At 62.8% G+C, this 17,823-nt stretch carries 13 protein-coding genes; 7 read left to right on the forward strand and 6 right to left on the reverse strand.

Going from position 1 to position 17,823, the window contains the following annotated elements:
- Positions 1–69: 69 nt before the first annotated feature.
- The 4 genes from trkA (at position 70) to hflX (ending at position 4,737) form a co-directional block, all read left to right on the forward strand.
- Positions 70–1,446: a Trk system potassium transporter TrkA gene (gene trkA / locus MUY21_RS08330; protein ID WP_248409854.1), complete on the forward strand. Its 1,377-nt coding sequence runs from the start codon at positions 70–72 to the stop codon at positions 1,444–1,446.
- A gap of 27 nt (positions 1,447–1,473) precedes the next feature.
- Positions 1,474–3,021 (forward strand): potassium transporter TrkG, encoded by a 1,548-nt coding sequence (locus tag MUY21_RS08335; protein ID WP_248409855.1) that lies wholly within the window; start codon positions 1,474–1,476, stop codon positions 3,019–3,021.
- 172 nt (positions 3,022–3,193) lie between these two features.
- A complete protein-coding gene (gene hfq / locus MUY21_RS08340) occupies positions 3,194–3,430 on the forward strand; it encodes an RNA chaperone Hfq (protein ID WP_248409857.1) in 237 nt (78 codons plus the stop codon).
- 8 nt (positions 3,431–3,438) lie between these two features.
- On the forward strand, positions 3,439–4,737 hold the full coding sequence (hflX, locus tag MUY21_RS08345; protein WP_248410044.1) for a GTPase HflX: 1,299 nt from the start codon (positions 3,439–3,441) through the stop codon (positions 4,735–4,737).
- 13 nt (positions 4,738–4,750) lie between these two features.
- On the opposite strand, the gene MUY21_RS08350 is transcribed toward hflX, so the two are convergent.
- Positions 4,751–7,219, reverse strand: coding sequence for a penicillin acylase family protein (locus MUY21_RS08350; RefSeq protein ID WP_248409859.1), 2,469 nt, complete (start codon positions 7,217–7,219; stop codon positions 4,751–4,753).
- Between the two features lie 111 nt (positions 7,220–7,330).
- Here MUY21_RS08350 and MUY21_RS08355 point away from each other — a divergent pair, with 111 nt between their 5' ends.
- Positions 7,331–8,203 carry an NAD(P)-dependent oxidoreductase gene (locus MUY21_RS08355; RefSeq protein WP_248409861.1) on the forward strand — a complete coding sequence of 291 codons (873 nt, stop codon included), beginning with the start codon at positions 7,331–7,333 and terminating at the stop codon, positions 8,201–8,203.
- A 79-nt stretch (positions 8,204–8,282) separates the two neighbouring features.
- Here MUY21_RS08355 and MUY21_RS08360 read toward each other — a convergent pair whose 3' ends face one another.
- On the reverse strand, positions 8,283–8,849 hold the full coding sequence (locus MUY21_RS08360; protein ID WP_191284488.1) for a YSC84-related protein: 567 nt from the start codon (positions 8,847–8,849) through the stop codon (positions 8,283–8,285).
- 149 nt (positions 8,850–8,998) lie between these two features.
- Positions 8,999–10,015: a porphobilinogen synthase gene (gene hemB / locus MUY21_RS08365; RefSeq protein ID WP_248409862.1), complete on the reverse strand. Its 1,017-nt coding sequence runs from the start codon at positions 10,013–10,015 to the stop codon at positions 8,999–9,001.
- Between the two features lie 243 nt (positions 10,016–10,258).
- Between hemB and MUY21_RS08370 the strand changes: the two genes are divergently transcribed.
- Together MUY21_RS08370 and mfd are read left to right on the forward strand one after the other, a co-directional pair.
- On the forward strand, positions 10,259–10,783 hold the full coding sequence (locus tag MUY21_RS08370) for a component of SufBCD complex (RefSeq protein ID WP_248409863.1): 525 nt from the start codon (positions 10,259–10,261) through the stop codon (positions 10,781–10,783).
- A gap of 44 nt (positions 10,784–10,827) precedes the next feature.
- A complete protein-coding gene (mfd, locus tag MUY21_RS08375; RefSeq protein WP_248409864.1) occupies positions 10,828–14,298 on the forward strand; it encodes a transcription-repair coupling factor in 3,471 nt (1,156 codons plus the stop codon).
- Here mfd and MUY21_RS08380 read toward each other — a convergent pair.
- The 3 genes from MUY21_RS08380 to MUY21_RS08390 are packed head-to-tail and all read right to left on the reverse strand — an operon-like array spanning position 14,295 to position 17,778.
- Positions 14,295–15,515 (reverse strand): multidrug effflux MFS transporter, encoded by a 1,221-nt coding sequence (locus MUY21_RS08380; protein WP_248409865.1) that lies wholly within the window; start codon positions 15,513–15,515, stop codon positions 14,295–14,297. The two genes, mfd and MUY21_RS08380, sit on opposite strands and share 4 nt — an antisense overlap.
- Entirely contained in the window at positions 15,512–16,174 is a 663-nt protein-coding gene (locus MUY21_RS08385) for a DsbA family oxidoreductase (RefSeq protein WP_248409866.1), read from the reverse strand. The genes MUY21_RS08380 and MUY21_RS08385 overlap by 4 nt, the downstream gene beginning before the upstream one ends.
- A gap of 59 nt (positions 16,175–16,233) precedes the next feature.
- Positions 16,234–17,778, reverse strand: a complete 1,545-nt coding sequence (locus MUY21_RS08390; RefSeq protein WP_248410046.1) for a class I adenylate-forming enzyme family protein — start codon at positions 17,776–17,778, stop codon at positions 16,234–16,236.
- Positions 17,779–17,823: the final 45 nt, after the last annotated feature.

A 17,823-nucleotide genomic window follows, 5' to 3' on the forward strand; every position in this document is an offset into this window, starting at 1 on the left:
CCCTGCGGGCATTGACCCGGATCGGGCCATCTGCCAAGTGTTTCCTGATGTGACATCAAGGGGAACCGGATGAAGGTCATCATTTGCGGTGCCGGTCAGGTGGGCTGGCAAATTGCGCGTCACCTGTCCAGTGAAAAGAACGATGTGACGGTTGTCGACAACAATGCCGAGCTTGTCGCACGGGCCACCGACACGCTGGACGTACAGGGGGTGTCGGGCCATGCGTCCTATCCCGATGTGCTGGACCGGGCCGGGGCCAGGGATGCCGACATGATCATCGCCGCGACCCATTCGGACGAGGTGAACATGGTCACCTGCCAGATCGCCCATTCGGTCTTTGCCATCCCGCGCAAGATCGCGCGGCTCAGGGCGCAAAGCTATCTGGATGCGATCTATGCCGACATGTATCGCCGCGACCACCTGCCGATTGATGTGGTGATCAGCCCGGAACGCGAAGTTGCACAGGCGGTGCTGAAACGGCTGCAAGCGCCCTCGGCCTTTGACATCGAAAGCTTCATGGACGCACGGGTGCAGCTTTTGGGCATTCAGATTGCCGATGACTGCCCGGTGGTGAACACCCCCCTGCGGCAATTGACCGACCTGTTCTCGACGCTCAGCGCGGTGGTGGTGGGCATTCGCCGCGACGGGTCGCTGTTTGCCCCCGAGGCGGGCGATCAGTTGTTCGGCGGCGACCAGATCTATGTTTTCACCCGCACCGAGGATGTAAACCGCACCCTGGAAGTGTTTGGCAAATCGGTCAAACGGCAGGAACGGGTCGTAATTCTGGGCGGGGGCAATGTGGGCCTGGCCGTCGCGCGCGAGTTGGAAAACCGCACCGACCGCATCCGCGCCAAAGTGGTCGAGCTGAACCGCACTGTCGCAGAACGGGCCGCTGATGCGTTGGAGCGCACCGTGGTCCTGCATGGCGACGCCATGAACATGGAACTGATGAAAGAAGCCGGGGTGCCCCGCGCCGATGCCATTCTGTCGGTGACGGACGACGACAAGGTGAACCTGCTGGCGGCGGTCCGGGCCAAGACGGCCGGCACCGCCATGTCGATTTGCCTGATCAACGACCCGTCGCTGGTCAATCTGCTGGCCCCTTTGAAGATCGACGCCTATATCAACCCGCGCACCCAGACCGTCAGCTCGATCCTGCGCCATATCCGCCGCGGCAAGGTGCGCGAGGTCTATTCGCTTGGCGACGCCGAGGCCGAAGTGATCGAGGCGCAGGTACTTTCGACCTCGCCCATCGCAGGCAAGGCGGTGCGCGATATCGACTTTCCCGAGGGGGTTCTGGTCGGGGCCATTCTGAAGGGCGACAAGGTCGTGAAACCCACAGCCCAGACGCGGATTGACGAAGGCGACGTGGTCGCCCTGTTCTCGATGGCCGCCGATGTGCCCGAGGTCGAACGCCTGCTTCAGGTGTCCATCGACTTCTTCTGATCCCGATGCACCGATAGGGCCGACATCATGCTTGCGACCATCGCCAAACTGCCGCTGCTTGTGATCCTGATGGGGATCAGCGCGCTTGCGATGCTTTTTCCCGCCGGGTTCGGCTGGATGATCGGGGAGTTCTATGAAGCGCGGGTGTTTCTTTATGGGGCGCTTTTGTTCGGGTTCATCACCTCGTTTCTGGCGATGGCGATGGCAGACCGCGAACGCTCGACCCGGCATCGGCGCCACCTTCTGGCGCTGTTGGGCCTGTTCGTGCTGTTGCCGCTGATGCTGGCAGTGCCGTTTCACCAGGCGGTGCGCACAACGACCTTCCTGAACGCCTATGTCGAGATGGTGTCGGCCCTGACCACCACCGGCGCGACCCTGTTCGAGGATGCCAGCCGCATCGCGCGGTCGGTTCACCTGTGGCGCGCGTTGGTCGGCTGGATGGGCGGGTTGTTCATCTGGGTGGGTGCCATCGCGATCCTGGCCCCCATGTCGCTGGGCGGGTTCGAGGTGCGCGCGCGCTTTGGCAAGCGCGGCACATCCGCCCCCGATGACACGCGGTTCGGTGCGGGCATCAGCCAGATTATCCGCGTCGCCGATTTTTCGGAACGGATCCGCACCTATGGGATCCGGTTACTGCCGATCTATGCCGGGCTGACGCTGGCCTTGTGGCTGGGGCTGATCCTGGCCGGCGATACCGCCTTTGTTGCGCTGTGCCACGCGATGTCGACCATGGCCACCAGCGGCATTTCCCCGGTCGGCGGCCCTGTGGGCAGTCAGTCGGGCTATGTCGGTGAAATGATGCTGGCACTGTTCTTCTTCTTTGCCATTTCCCGCGTGACCTTTGCCTCGGACATGCAGGGCAGCGAACGGCGGCGGCGGCTGCCAGAAGATCCTGAAATCCGCTTGGCTCTTGTGATCGTGATCGTCCTGCCCCTGTTTTTGTTCCTGCGCCACTGGGTCGGTGCTTATGAGGTCGACGAGGAACAGAACTGGATCGCCGGGCTGACCTCGCTTTGGGGCAGCTTCTTTACGGTTCTGTCTTTCCTGACGACGACCGGCTTTGAAAGCGCCGCCTGGTCCGTCAGCCGCGACTGGTCCGGCCTTCAGACGCCGGGGTTGATCCTGATGGGGCTGTCGCTGATCGGGGGCGGGGTCGCCACCACCGCGGGCGGCGCCAAGCTGATGCGGGTCTATGCGCTTTATCTGCACGGACTGCGCGAGATGGGAAAGCTGGTCCACCCCTCATCGGTGGGCGGGTCGGGCACCGAGGCGCGGCACCTGCGGGGGCGCGGCGCCTATATGGCCTGGGTCTTTTTCATGCTGATGTCGATGTCCGTGGCGCTGGTGATGGGGCTGTTTTCGCTGCTGGGGCAGGACTTCGAAAGTGCGATGACCCTGACCATTGCCGCGCTGACCACCACAGGACCGATTGCGCAGGTGGCGGCGGCAGAGCCGATTTCCTATAGCACCCTGTCCGACCCGGCCAAGGCGGTGCTGGCGGGGGCGATGATCCTCGGGCGGCTGGAAATGCTGGCGATCATCGCGCTTTTCAGCCCCGAGGTCTGGCGGCGCTGACCCGCCACGCGACATGTGCCACCCACCCTGAGGCACCTGTTCTGCGCGGGGAACGGACGCAGATCAAAGGGTGAAAAAAGGGGTGGAAAAGGACAAAACCACACGCCATAGTGGCGTCACGATGAACTTCTGCCGGGGGTCCGGCAGCACGAGAGAAAAAAGGAAAAAAGCGATGGCTGCCGACAAACAGAACCTTCAGGACGTCTTTCTGAACCATGTTCGAAAATCAAAAGTCCCGGTGACGATCTTTCTGATCAACGGTGTGAAACTACAGGGCGTGATCTCGTGGTTCGACAATTTCTGCGTGCTCTTGCGCCGCGATGGGCAGTCGCAGCTTGTCTATAAGCATGCGATTTCGACCATCATGCCGGGTCAACCGATCAACCTCTATGATGGCGAAGACAGCTGAGCGACTTCATTGACCGGGAAGAACAGCCCACGCGGGCCTGGGTCTTTCACCCTGAACTGACAGCCGACCGCAACCGCCGTGACGCGGCCCCCGCGCTTGAGGAAGCCGTGTCGCTGGCGTTGGCGCTACCGGACATTGACGTGGTCGGGGCCGAGATTGTGCGCTTGCCCACGCCGCATCCGGGCAAGCTGTTCGGCAAGGGCAAATTGCAGGAACTGGGCGCGAAGCTGTACGCCGCAGAAGTGGAGCTGGTTCTGATCGACGGACCGGTCAGCCCGGTGCAGCAGCGCAATCTTGAGAAGGAATGGAAGGTCAAGATCCTAGATCGGACCGGCCTGATCCTTGAGATCTTTTCCGACCGCGCGCGCACCCGTGAAGGGGTGTTGCAGGTGGAAATGGCCGCGTTGTCCTATCAACGCACGCGACTGGTGCGCGCCTGGACCCACCTTGAACGCCAGCGTGGCGGGCTTGGCTTTGTCGGCGGCCCCGGTGAAACCCAGATCGAGGCCGACCGCCGCGCCATTGACGACCAGTTGAACCGGCTGCGCAAGCAGTTGGAAAAGGTCGTGAAAACCCGCGAACTGCATCGCGCCGCGCGCGCCAAGGTGCCATATCCGATCGTGGCGCTGGTTGGTTATACCAATGCGGGTAAATCCACCCTGTTCAACCGGATGACAGGGGCTGATGTATTGGCCAAGGACATGCTGTTTGCCACGCTGGACCCGACCATGCGGCAGATCGAATTGCCCGCCGTGGGCAAGACGCCCCAGCAGGGCGGCGGGCGCAAGGTGATCCTGTCGGACACCGTGGGCTTCATCTCGGACTTGCCGACCCAGCTTGTGGCCGCCTTCCGCGCCACGTTGGAGGAGGTGCTGGCCGCCGATCTGATCCTGCATGTGCGTGACATCAGCCATGACAGCACGGACGAACAGGCCCGGGACGTCGAACAGATCATGGCCGATCTTGGCGTCAGCGACGACACCCCGCAGTTGGAGATCTGGAACAAGATCGACCTGCTGGACGAAGAAGACCGCGAAGCCCGCCGCCGCGAAGCCGCGCGAAACGACACGATCCTGACCCTGTCGGCGCTGACAGGCGAAGGGTTTGACGCGCTGGTGCAGGCCATCGACACGGCGTTGGATGTGCCGCGCCGGACCGAAACGCTGACCCTTGCCTTCTCAGACGGGCGCAAGCGCGCCTGGCTGTTTGACAAGGGCATTGTCGAGGCCGAAGAGCCGGGCGAGGACGGCTGGGCGATCACCGTCACCTGGACCGAACGGCAAGCGGCGGAATTTGAAAAGCTTTAAACCCGATCTCTGATCAGTCTTTCGGCAGCAACTGCGTCACCCCCACCGAGGCTGCCCGCGCCAGCGCCGGGTCCAGCGACATCGGCGTGTATTCCCCGCGCCGCCACAACTCGCCCAGATCGTCGTAATGGCGAGACAGCGGATGGCCCGACTGCCCGGTCGAGATCACAAAGAGCGAACTGTTGGGGTCGGCGAAATCATAAACCCCGCGAAACCCGGCGCCGTGTACGTTGCGATAGGGGTTTTTCCCGGTCCCCGCGGTGCGCCCGCGCAGAAGCGTGTTGTCGCCGCCCGAGGTGGATTGGCGAATGTTCACAAACCATTTCAGGAACGGCACATCCCCCAGAACCGGGTGCTTGTGTGTGGCCTCGTGATAATCGCCCCAACGCAGGCTTTCCTGTGCGCCGCCGGCGTTTTCATTCAACCACAACAGGGCATCGTCCAGCGCGTCGCGGGCAATGTCGGTGCAGGTTTCGATCGGCGCGGACTGGATCACGTCGCACCAGACACCGGCCCCTTCGACATCTCGAAAGACCCGCTCGATGAAGATCGGTTCCACGTGTTTGAACTCGGTCGCGAGCGGCCCAAGTTCGTCCCGGATCAGGCGCGTTTGCAGGGCCCGCAGCCAGGCCGAATAGATCAGCGGCTCGGGCATGTGTTCGTTCATCTCGCCGTTCCAGTTGGCCAGAAGCTCCAGCGCGCGTTGGCGGGCGCGTTCAGGGGTGCCGTCGGGCGCGGCCTCGCCGGTGAACCACAGATCGGCCCCGACCAGCGGCAGCAGCGTGCGCGCCGTGACCGAGACGGGATCAAGCTGCGCCTCGATGAAACTGTCGCGGGTGTGCACCTCGCGCGCCTGCATCAGGCGGCTCCACCGCTGGACGCGCTGGCTGTCGCCCCAGTCATAGCTCATGTGGTTGGGGAAGGGGCGGTCGACCAGCTTGTTGTTGGTATTGCCGACAATACCGCCGGTGGGCTGCACAAACTCGGGGTTGGCGGAATAGCTCAGCACCCCCTGCCAGCGGTTTTCGGCGATCCAGCCGGGGCTGGGGATGCGCCCACGGGTCTGGTGCTGCGCATCGCGCCGGGGCATGGCACCAATCACCTTCATCGCGATGCTGTCCTGATCCGCCAGGGTCAGGGTCAGGCTGGGCGCCACATAGTCCGCCCCCGCCGCGATCCCCTCCATCACGGTTTTTGACCGCATCAGGCGGATCGCCGCGCTCATCGAGCGGTCTTCGCGGGTCAGCAGGGTCCAGTTCAGCGACATGGCATGGCCGGGTGGGGTGATGATCCCCAGATCAAACAGATGCCCAGGCAGGATCGGGCCATTGTCGGACCATTGCAGGTCGAAGGTCACGGGGGCTTCGTCCTTGATCTGCACGATCGAGCCACGTTTGGTCAGCGGTTTGAACCCGTCGGGTGTCTGCACTTCGCTCGGGTTGTCGGGGTTCAGCTTTTCAACATGCAGGTCCTGATCGTCCAGGTAGGACGATGTGATCCCCCAGCCAAAGCTGTCGGACCGGCCGACCATCATCGCGGGCATACCGGGAATGGTGCCGCCGATCACGCCCCCCGTCGACAGCTCCAACCGGGCCAGATACCAGATCGAAGGCGCGTTGAACCCCAGATGCGGGTCATTGGCCAGAAGCGTGCCCCCGGCGGCCGAGCGTTTGGGCGCCGCTGCCCAGGCGTTGGACGCCCCGGCAAGGCCCCGACGTGGGGCAGGCCACAAATCGGGGCGGTCCTCACGGGCGGGCAGGTTGGCGAATTGTGACTTTGGCACACCCAGCAGTGCCGCATAATCGGGCAGGGCAGCGATGCCCGTGCCGGGAATGTCGGGCAGGATGTCCTTGACCCGTTCATCGGGCAGGGCAAGGGTGACGCGGGCGCGCAGCAGCTCTTCTTCCAGATGGCCGGCCAGTTGCACCCCCATCAGCTTCAAAATCGCGATGCTGTCGGCGGGTTGCCAGGGCGACACGTCATTCGAGAACAGGAAGAACTCCGGTGCGCCACGGCCCAGCGCCTCGGCGTTCACGCGGCTCAGATACGCATTGACGCCTGAACTATATGCCTTGAGTGCCACGCGGGCATCGTCATCCTGCACCTCGACCGCCGCCTTGGCCAGCGTGTACAGATCCAGTCGCCGCATCAGCTCGTCCACCTGCAGGGTGCGACGCCCGAACACCTCGGACAGGCGCCCCTGCGCGGTGCGGCGCATCACCATCATCTGCCACAATCTGTCCTGCGCATGTGCATAGCCCAGGCCGAAAAAGACGTCGGCGTCGTTCTGGGCAAAGATATGAGGGATATTGGCGTTGTTGCGCACGATCTCGACCGGGGCAGAGATGCCGGCGGTCTTTCGTGTGACGCTGTAGTCGGGCAGCGATTGCGCCGCCAGGTAATAGACCAGAAGCGTCGCCAGGCTGGCCAGAACCAGAAGGCCCGCCACGATGCGGATCATCCACAGAACGACCTTGCCCATCACACCCTATCCATCACTTGATCTGCATTTCACTCGCGGTCGACGTTGACCTTGCCCGCTGTCGCGGTAACTACTGTGCATCACAGGGGATTTCAACGGAAGGACGCGGTTATGGCGAAATGTGCATTTTTGGGTTTGGGCGTGATGGGCTATCCGATGGCCGGACATCTTGCGGCCAACGGGCACGAGGTCACCGTGTTCAACAGGACCGCCGAAAAAGCCGATCGCTGGGCGGCGCAACATGGCGGCACATCCGCCGCCACCCCGCGCGAGGCCGCCATGGGTGCGGATTTCGTGATGGCCTGTGTGGGCAATGACGATGACTTGCGCACGGTGGTTCTGGGCGAAGATGGCGCTTTGGCAGGGATGCGGAACGGGACGGTCTTTGTCGATCACACCACCGTATCCGCTGCCGTGACCCGCGAGTTGTTCATAGCCGCCGCCGATCAGGGCGTGTCTTTCGTGGATGCGCCCGTGTCCGGCGGGCAGGCCGGAGCCGAGAACGGCGTCTTGTCGATCATGTGCGGCGGCGATCAGGCGGCGTTCGATGCGGCGCTTCCGATCATGCAGACCTATGGGCGCAGCGTGAAGCGGTTGGGCGACAGCGGCGCGGGGCAGTTGACCAAGATGGTCAACCAGATCTGCATTGCCGGGCTGGTGCAGGGCCTGTCCGAAGGATTGCATTTCGCCGAGAAAGCCGGGCTGGACATTCGCGAAGTGGTGGATGTCATTCAAGGCGGGGCTGCGGGCAGCTGGCAGATGGTCAACCGGCACGAGACGATGGCGGATGATCATTTCGATCACGGGTTTGCCGTGGACTGGATGCGCAAGGATCTGGGCATTTGCCTGTCCACCGCGAACGAAAATGGCGCGTCCTTGCCCGTGACCGCGCTGGTGGATCAGTTCTACAAGGATGTGCAGAAGATGGGCGGCGGGCGCTGGGATACATCAAGCCTGTTCAAAAGGTTGAAGGCACTGGGATAAGGTGCTGAGATATAAGGAAAGGGCGGCCTTTTGCCGCCCTTTTTGCGTGTGATCCGGTGTCGGTTCTGTTCCGGTTGGATCAGGGAATGATCCGCGTGTATTTCGCCCCTTCGATCGAGGCACCGGCGATCAGCCCGGCCTGACCGAACACCACGGCCACGACCGGCGACGAGGCCGTGATCGTGTCGGCGGTCAGGCGGTCGCCATCGGTCTGGAAGGCATATTTGATGTCGGCAGATGCGACCCAACCAGCGGCGCTGCGGAAATCCTGCAACGCCTGGTCGGTCATGAAAAACAGCACATGCGCGAATTGCTGGGCGCCGATTTGCAGCCCCGCGCTGGCCTGCGTTAGCAGATAGTAGTCCACCGTCGCGTCATTGATACGCAATGCACCGCGCCCGTAAGCACCGCCAAGACCGAAGCCGGCTTCGGTAACAAGCGGCATGATCAATTGACCTGTTGATTTCGCGGCCAGTTCGCGCGTGCCGGGATAGCGGTTATAGAGATAGTCCAACGTGCTGTCGACGCGGGCGTCGATCCGTTCGCCACTGCGTGACCCAACCCCGTTGGCACAAGCCGCCAGCGACATGCTTGCGCCGCCTGCGGCGATGATGAATCCTCTGCGGGAAAGCCTGTTCTTTTCCATGTATTCGCCTCGTAAGATGCGCCTGCGGCGCGATTGTGTGCTCGTTTGTGGCTCTGGGTCCACTTGGCCACAAGATATAGCGCGTTGTGGCAGGGCTGTCACCCTCAATGCGATGACAGTGCGAAAATTGGCCGATGAAGCGCCTTGGTTTACAAGCCGTTAAGCAAACGCGCCATGCGTGGGGCGAAATAGGTCAGAATGCCGTCGCAGCCCGCGCGTTTGAACGCCATCAGGCTTTCGGCCATCACCTTGTCGCCATCCAGCCAGCCGTTCTGGGCGGCGGCCATCAGCATCGCGTATTCGCCCGATACCTGATAGGCGAAGGTGGGCACCCCGAATGTGTCCTTGACCCGGCGGCAGATGTCCAGATAGGGCATCCCCGGCTTGACCATGATCATGTCCGCGCCTTCGGCCAGATCACGCTCCACCAACCGCATGGCTTCATCCGAGTTCCCCGGGTCCATCTGATAGGTTTTCTTGTCGCCCTTCAGCGCCCCCGATGCCCCCACCGCATCGCGGAACGGCCCATAGAAGGCCGAGGCGTATTTGGCCGTGTAGCTCATGATCGTGACATTCCGATGATCGGCGGCCTCCAGCGCGTGGCGCATGGCCCCGATCCGCCCGTCCATCATGTCCGAAGGGCCAAGAATGTCCGCCCCGGCGTCTGCTTGCGCAAGCGCCATTTTCACCAGCGCCTCGACGGTCTCGTCATTCAGGATCTCGCCATCCACGACGATCCCGTCATGGCCGTTGATGTTATAGGGGTCGAGCGCGACATCCGTCATCACGGCAATCTCTGGCACCGCATCCTTGATGGCACGAATGGCGCGGTTCGACAGGTTGTCCGGATTCCACGCTTCTTCGCAGCCTTCGGTTTTCAGGGACGGATCGGTGTTGGGAAACAGGCAGATCGCCGGAATGCCCAGATCGGCAGCCTCGCGCGCCGCCAGTACCAGACGGTCGATGGATTTACGTGCAACACCGGGCATCGAGGGGATGGGTTCCTCGTGGTCCTGTCCATCCACGACGAAGACCGGCCAGATCAGGTCATCCACCGTCAGCGTGTTTTCCCGCACCAGATTGCGCAGGTTGGCGCTGGACCGCGTGCGGCGCAGGCGAGTCATGGGAAACGGGGCGACCGTGGTGGGGTGGGGGGTGCGGCTCATCTGGGTCTCCTGTGGCTGGGGCAGGGCATGGGCGGCCCCGTCCGCATTGGCTGTGAACTTCCTGCCACGGGATCGCACCCGTCACAAGACTGCAATCGGGTGTCTTTGGGTGCAAAACCGGGCTGGCCTTGACCCGCTGCGGCGGCTAGTCTGACCGAACACAAGACAGGCCCGAGCAGGCATAGCGTCCGATCCCGCACCCGGACCGCCCGGAATACGGCCAAAATGCAAGGTAAAGCGCCCGTGGATTGGTATTCCACCGTATTCGAAATCATCGACATGCGATCATTTTCCAACCTGTGGTATTGGATCGCGCTGGCCGTGGCCTGGTCAACGGTCAGCCACTGGGTCGTCGGCGTGCCCTATGACCTGATCCAGAAAGCCGCCCGGCTTGAAGGCGAGGCGCAACAGGATCTGGAAGACATGGTGCGCATCAATTGCAACCGGATATTGTATGTGGCGGGTGTATCCGGGCTGTGGATCCTGGGGTTCGCCGCGGCGCTGTTCACGTCGATGGCGATCCTAGGGTTCTGGTACAAGGTCGAATTTGCGCAGGCTGTGTTTTTGCTGTTGTTCCCCATTGCACTGGCCGGGTTGATGTCGCTGAACACGGCGGCGGTGATCCGGGAACGGGCGCTGATGGGCGAAGACCTGCGCGACCGTTTGAACCGCCATCGGGTTCAGACCCAGTTTCTGGGGATGGGCGCGATCTTCATCACCTCGCTTTGGGGGATGTATCAGAACCTGTCACTGGGTGTGCTGCGCTGACCGTGCGCCCTTGACACCAGACCACAGGGCGTTACCTCCGCGTCATGGAAAAATTGCTGCTCTCTGGTGCCCCTGAAGGGTTTGACGCCACGTTGCTGGTCAAGGAACTGGACCGTGGGTCCGGGCCGGTCGTGCATGTGGCGCGCGATGACAAGCGACTGGCCGCGATGGAGGCCGCGCTGGCGTTCTTTGCGCCTCAGGTGCCGGTGATCCGCTTTCCGGGCTGGGACTGTCTGCCCTTTGATCGCATGTCGCCCAATGCCGCCATCTCGGCCACGCGCATGGCGACCTTGGCGGGGCTTGCGACCGGGCAGATCTCGGGGCGCTTTGTCCTGTTGACCACGCTGAATGCGGCGATTCAGCGCGTGCCGGAACGCGCGCTGTTGCAGGAAACATCCTTTACTGCCCGCGTCGACCACCAGATCGACGTCGATCAACTGCGTGCCTTTCTGGTGCGCATGGGGTTTTCGCAAGCCCCCACGGTGATGGAGCCGGGGGATTTCGCCGTCCGGGGTGGCATCATCGACATTTATGCCCCCGGCCATGACGGCCCGGTGCGGCTGGACCTGTTCGGCGACGTGCTGGACGGCATCCGCCGGTTTGACCCGATCACGCAGCGCACAACCGACACGCTGAAATCCATCGAACTGGCCCCGGTGTCCGAGGTCATCCTGGATGCGGCGGCGATCACCCGGTTCCGGCAGAACTACCGGATCGAGTTTGGCGCGGCCGGGTCCGACGATCCGCTGTACGAAGCCATTTCGGCGGGGCGCAAGCATCAGGGGAACGAACACTGGCTGCCGTTCTTTCACGACCGGCTCGAGACGATCTTCGACTACGTGCCCGATGCATCCGTGATGCTGGACGATCACCTGACACCCGCCCGCCTCAGCCGGTGGGAGTCGATTGTTGACCAGTACGAGACCCGCAAGATCGCGATGACGGCAAAGAACCGGATGGATACGGTCTATAAACCCTGTCCACCGGAGCTTCTGTATCTTGATGATACGGCGTGGGAGGCCACATTGGCGGACACCCGCGTGGTTCAGTTTGCCGCGCTTCCGCAAGCCACCGGTCCCGGTGTGTTGGATGGCGGGGGGCGTATCGGGCGCAACTTCGCGCCGGAACGACAGCAGGAAAATATCAACCTGTTCAAGGCGCTGGCCGATCACATTGCCACCAAGGATGATGCGCCGGTGATCGTTGCGTCCTATTCCGAAGGTGCGCGCGAACGGTTGCAGGGGCTCTTGGCGGATGAAGGCCTGATCGCCACCACACGGATCACCGATTTCCGCGATGTGCCGGACGGCAAAGGCGGCGTTTATCTGACCGTCTGGCCGTTGGAGCACGGGTTTGAAGGCCCGGATCTGACGGTGATCTCCGAACAGGACGTGTTGGGCGACCGCCTGATCCGCGCGCCCAAGCGCAAGCGCCGGGCCGAGAACTTCCTGACCGAGGCGCAGGGCCTGTCCGCCGGCGACCTGATCGTTCATGTCGACCACGGTGTGGGCCGGTTCACCGGTCTTGAAACCGTGACCGCCATGGGCGCGCCGCATGAATGTCTGGCGTTGGAGTACGCGGGCGGGGATCGGCTGTTCGTACCGGTCGAGAACATCGAGCTTCTGTCGAAATTCGGGCAGGACACCGGGCTTCTGGACAAGCTGGGCGGCGGGGCGTGGCAGGCCAAGAAAGCCAAGCTGAAGGAGCGTATCCGCGAGATTGCCGACAAGCTGATCCGGCTGGCTGCCGAACGCGAGCTGCGCAAAGCGCCGGTGCTGGACGCACCGCATCATGCGTGGGAAGAGTTTTCGGCCCGTTTCCCCTATCAGGAAACCGAGGATCAGCTTGGCGCGATCGAGGACGTGCTGAGCGACCTGTCCTCGGGCCGCCCGATGGACCGGCTGATCTGTGGTGATGTGGGCTTTGGCAAAACCGAAGTGGCCATGCGCGCGGCCTTCGTCGCGGCCCTCTCTGGTCAGCAGGTCGCGGTGATCGCGCCCACCACGTTGCTGGCGCGACAGCATTACAAAAGTTTCTCTGAACGGTTCCGGGGCTTTCCCATGCAGGTTGGGCAACTCAGCCGTTTTGTCGGGCAACGCGAGGCGAAGCTGACGCGCGAGGGCTTGTCGCGCGGCACCGTGGATATTGTCATCGGCACCCATGCGTTGCTCGCGAAAGACGTGCGGTTTCAGAACCTTGGGTTGTTGATTGTCGATGAAGAACAACGGTTCGGCGTGGGGCACAAGGAACGGCTGAAGGAAATGCGCTCGGACGTGCATGTGCTGACGCTGTCGGCCACGCCCATCCCGCGCACCCTGCAAATGTCTCTGTCCGGTGTGCGTGATCTGTCGATCATCGGCACCCCGCCGGTCGACCGCCTGTCGATCCGCACCTATGTGTCCGAGTTCGACAGCGTGACGATCCGCGAGGCACTGTTGCGCGAACATTATCGCGGCGGGCAAAGTTTCTTCGTGGTTCCGCGCATCAAGGACCTGCCGGAAATCGAGGCGTTTCTGGCCGACCATGTCCCCGAAGTGTCCTTCGTCGTGGCCCATGGCCAGATGGCGGCGGGCGAACTGGATCGGCGCATGAACGCATTTTATGACGGCAAATACGATGTGCTTCTGGCGACCACGATTGTGGAAAGCGGCATCGACATTCCGACCGCGAACACGATGATCATTCACCGCGCCGACATGTTCGGACTGGCGCAGCTTTACCAGATCCGTGGCCGGGTGGGGCGCTCGAAAACCCGCGCCTATGCCTATCTGACGACCAAACCGCGAGTGCCGCTGACACCAACTGCCGAAAAACGTCTGCGGGTTCTGGGGTCACTGGACGCGTTGGGGGCGGGTTTCACCCTGGCCAGTCAGGATCTGGACATTCGCGGCGCGGGCAATCTGGTGGGCGAGGAGCAGTCTGGCCAGATGCGCGAAGTGGGCTACGAGCTTTATCAGCAGATGCTGGAAGAGGCGATTGCCAAGATCAAGGCGGGCGAGTTGGAGGGGCTGACGGATGCCGACAGCACATGGGCGCCGCAGATCAATCTGGGCGTTCCTGTTTTGATACCAGATACTTACGTGCCGGACCTTGATGTGCGGCTTGGCTTGTATCGGCGCCTGTCATCGCTGTCTACCAAGGTCGAGTTGGAAGGCTTCGCCGCCGAACTGATCGACCGTTTCGGCCCGCTGCCGAAAGAGGTGAACACCTTGCTTCTTGTCGTGCGCATCAAGGGCATGTGCAAACGTGCCGGTATCGCCAAGCTGGACGGTGGGCCGAAAGGCGCGACGATCCAGTTCCACAATGACAAATTCGCCTCGCCCGAAGGGTTGGTCGAGTTCATCCATGCCCAGAATGGGTTGGCCAAGGTGCGTGACAACAAAATCGTTGTGCGCCGCGACTGGCGCAAGACCTCCGACAAGATCAAGGGGGCGTTTGCCATCGCGCAGGATTTGGCAATGAAGGTGAAAGACGCGCGAGCGAAGGCTGAGAAAGCCAAACCCACCGCGTCTTAGTTCATGTTCCCCCGGTCCAACTGCATCAGCGCCCATGCGATTGCCGAACACAGGACAACACCGATCAGCAAGGGAAAGGGCGTTCCGTTGAAGGCCAGCCCCACCGGGGCGGCAATGGCGATGGCGGCAACGGTCGGCACGGCGCCAATGACCGCGGCGGCGGTGCCTGCCACATGACCCAAAGGCTGAATGGCCAGCGCGTTCAGATTGCCGAAGCTCAGCCCGTTCAGGAAGAACAGCGTCGTCGCCCAGCCGCAGAACAGCCACAACGCAAACGCGCCTTCTGGGGCCAGCACCCACCATGCGAAAAGCGTCAAAGAGGCCAGCACCGTTTGCGTGGCAAAGCCCACCAACGCCAGCCTGCGCATGCCAAGCCGCATCACCAATTGCGCGTTCAGAAACCCGGATGCGGCGGAAAAAACCGTCACCATCGCGAAGTAATATGGAAAATTCGTGCCTGCTCCCAACACGTCGACAAAGATCTGCTGCGCCGAGCTGATGAAGGACATGAGCTGTCCAAAGGCCAGGGTGATGATCGCCATGTAAATCAGCGTAACCCGTGTTTGCAGAACCAGCCTGAAGGCTTGCAGGGTGGGCCGCAGGGACAGCGGGCGTCGTCGTTCAGGCGGCAGCGTTTCAGGCTGGCGCAGCAGGAACCAACCAAGGATCATCGCGGCCAGCAGGATATAGGCGGTGAACATCTGCCGCCAGCCAAAGCCCAGCACGATCCACTGCCCGATCATCGGGGCGACGGCGGGGACGAAAACGAAGAACCCGAAGGCCATCGAGTTCACCCGCGCCATTTGACGCCCTTCATAGAGGTCCCGGGTCATCGCCATGCCGCAGGTGCGTGGCCCGGCGGCGCCCAGACCCTGTACGAAGCGCCAGAACAGGATCGTTTCCAGCGTTTGCGCCCAGAGGGCGGCAAAGGCGGCTGCCATGTAAAGCAGCATCCCCATCGACAGCGAAAAGCGGCGCCCCATACTGTCGGATAGGGGGCCGAAAATCAGTTGTCCCAATCCCGCGCCGATGACGAAGGCGCTGATCAAAAGCTGCGCCTTGTTGATGTCGTCGGGCACCAGTTGCGCCCCGATCTCGGGCAGGGCGGGCAGGATCGAGTCGATCGAGAACGCCACCATCGAGAATAAGGCCGCGATCAACAGCACATATTCCCGCAGGCGAAGCGGGGTCTGTGGCGGAAAAGGGCGGGATGTCACGCTTCGGGGCTTTCGGCAGCCCCGTCGCGCAATTGTTCGGCCAGGTCGTCGATCACCTGCGTCCAAAGCTCTGTTGGTTGCGCACCCGGCACGACATGCTGGTTGGCCACCACGAAGGTCGGCACGGATTGCACCCCTTTGCGGCGGGCATCTGCGTCGCGGGCGCGCAGGTCATCCGCATCCGCGTCCGAGGACAAAAGCCGCGCCACCACGTCGCCATCCATCCCCGCCGCGCGTGCGATCCTGACCAGTTCGGCCGGGTCGCCGATGTCGATCCCATCGACGAAATAGGCGCGAAACAGGCGATCGACCACCGCATTCTGCTTCCTTTCGATCCCCGCCCAGTGGATCAACCGGTGCGCATCCAGCGTGTTGGGCGTGCGCGCGATGGCGTCCAGATTGATCTCAACCCCCGACGCTTCGGCTTCGCTCATCACGGGAAGATAGGCCTTCACAGCCCCGTCCTGCCCGCCAAATTTCGCTTCCAGGTAGGCGCGTCGGTCCATCCCCTCTTTCGGCATGTCCGGGTTCAGCTGAAAGGGGTGCCATTCGACCTTGAAGGGATGATCGGGACGCGCCTCCAGCGCGCGGTCCAGTCGGGATTTGCCGATATAGCACCAGGGGCAGATCGGGTCGGAAAAGATATCAAGGCGGATCATGTGGGTCTCCTTGACCGAAATCTCTAGCGGGGAATGTCAGGGATGGGAAGTGTCGTGGATCACAGCGTGATCAGCGCGCCTGCTTCGAACTGTGCGCGCAAGGTGCCCCGCAGCAGTTTGTTGTTGGCACCGCGCGGCAGCGCCTCCAGCGCGATGAACAGCCGGGGGCACTTGTAATGCGCAAGCTGGGCGTGGGCATGGGCCGAAAGCTCGTCCGACCGAACCGGCCCGGTTTCAGGTGTGTAGAAACAGGCAATCACCGTCGCGTCATCCTTGACCGCGACCTCTGCGCATGCGGCTTCGTGAACGCCGGGATGCAGGGTCATGGCGGCTTCGACCTCGATCGGAGAGACGCGGAAGCCACCGGCATTCATGATGTCGTCCGACCGTCCTTCAAAACTGATGGCGCTGTCTGGCCCCATGCTGACGGTGTCGCCGGTCAGGAACCAATCGCCAGAAAAGCGGTTCTTTGTGTCCTGTTCGGCGCCAAGATAGCCCAGCATCAGACCCGGATCGCTGCGGTGCACCGCCATGATGCCCGGTGTGCCGCGCGGGACGATGCGGCCTTCCTCGTCCAGTACGGCGACATGACGCCCGGTCTGCGGAAAGCCCAGCGTGCCGGGCGGTGCCGGGTGGTCCGGCGCACCGGAAATGAAGGTCGAACATTCCGACATGCCATACGCCTCGTGGATCGGGACCTGTGCGGCCTCGACCCAATTGTCGCGGGTGGTTGCGGGCAGCTTTTCACCCGCCGAGAGGCCGTGGCGCAAAGCGGGCAGGGCAGGCAGGGGCGCGCGCAGCATCTGGCGATAGACGCCGGGCGCGGCGGCAAAAATCGTGACCCCTTCACGGGCCAGAAGCGCGCACAGTTGATCCGAACCTGTCCCGGCCGCCGGGATCAGAGCGGTTGCGCCTGCCGACCACGGGTCCATCAACCCGGTGCCCAGCGTATAGGTCCAGTTGAACGCGCCCGCATGCATCAAACGGTCGTCGCGGGTCAACCCGTACCAGCCATCCCACATCATCTGCCGCGCCCAGATGGCGCGATGGGCATGCACCACGGCCCGCGCCTTGCCTGAGGTGCCGGAGGTGAACACGATGTAGCCCGGCCGCTCCGGGTCACCCATGTGAAACGGCGCTGGCGCATGGTTTGCCAGCGCGTGCAGCGCGTCTCTGTCCAGAACCGGCGCGTCGGTGTCCGAGGGCAAAGCGATCCCGTCACCTGCCACGATCAGACTGGGGGCAACCATGGCCGACATCTTGGTAATCTCGGCCCCGGTCAGTTGCGACGAGGTCGGCACCGGCACCAACCCCGCTGCAATCGCGCCCAGAAAGGCCAGTGGAAAGTCCACCGTGTTGCCAAGACGCAGAAGCACCCGGTCGCCGGGCGCTAGCCCGCGTGCCAGCAACCCGCCGGCCAAACCGCGAACGGCCCGGTCCAGTTGGCCGAAAGTCCAGTGTGTTTCACCCGTCCCGTCAGGCGTCACAACCGACAGCGCCGTCTTGTCGCCAAGGTCCGTCGCATGGGACAGCACATAGCGCGCCATGTTGAAAGTCTCGGGCGGGGCGGGCAGCGGGGAGGTGGGGCGAAATTCGGACAACATCGCCCAGATGTGCCAAGGGGGTGCGCAAGTTGCAAGGGCGTGCAG

This window comes from Aliiroseovarius sp. S2029 (genome assembly GCF_023195575.1).
In the GTDB taxonomy this organism is placed as follows: domain Bacteria; phylum Pseudomonadota; class Alphaproteobacteria; order Rhodobacterales; family Rhodobacteraceae; genus Aliiroseovarius; species Aliiroseovarius zhejiangensis.

Excerpts from the sequence above, each read along its gene's own strand:
- trkA (WP_248409854.1), top strand. The coding sequence starts at position 70 with ATGAAGGTCATCATTTGCGGTGCCGGTCAGGTGGGCTGGCAAATTGCG.
- MUY21_RS08335 (WP_248409855.1), top strand. The coding sequence starts at position 1,474 with ATGCTTGCGACCATCGCCAAACTGCCGCTGCTTGTGATCCTGATGGGG.
- hfq (WP_248409857.1), top strand. The coding sequence starts at position 3,194 with ATGGCTGCCGACAAACAGAACCTTCAGGACGTCTTTCTGAACCATGTT.
- MUY21_RS08350 (WP_248409859.1), bottom strand. The coding sequence starts at position 7,219 with ATGGGCAAGGTCGTTCTGTGGATGATCCGCATCGTGGCGGGCCTTCTG.
- MUY21_RS08355 (WP_248409861.1), top strand. The coding sequence starts at position 7,331 with ATGGCGAAATGTGCATTTTTGGGTTTGGGCGTGATGGGCTATCCGATG.
- MUY21_RS08360 (WP_191284488.1), bottom strand. The coding sequence starts at position 8,849 with ATGGAAAAGAACAGGCTTTCCCGCAGAGGATTCATCATCGCCGCAGGC.
- hemB (WP_248409862.1), bottom strand. The coding sequence starts at position 10,015 with ATGAGCCGCACCCCCCACCCCACCACGGTCGCCCCGTTTCCCATGACT.
- mfd (WP_248409864.1), top strand. The coding sequence starts at position 10,828 with ATGGAAAAATTGCTGCTCTCTGGTGCCCCTGAAGGGTTTGACGCCACG.
- MUY21_RS08385 (WP_248409866.1), bottom strand. The coding sequence starts at position 16,174 with ATGATCCGCCTTGATATCTTTTCCGACCCGATCTGCCCCTGGTGCTAT.
- MUY21_RS08390 (WP_248410046.1), bottom strand. The coding sequence starts at position 17,778 with ATGTTGTCCGAATTTCGCCCCACCTCCCCGCTGCCCGCCCCGCCCGAG.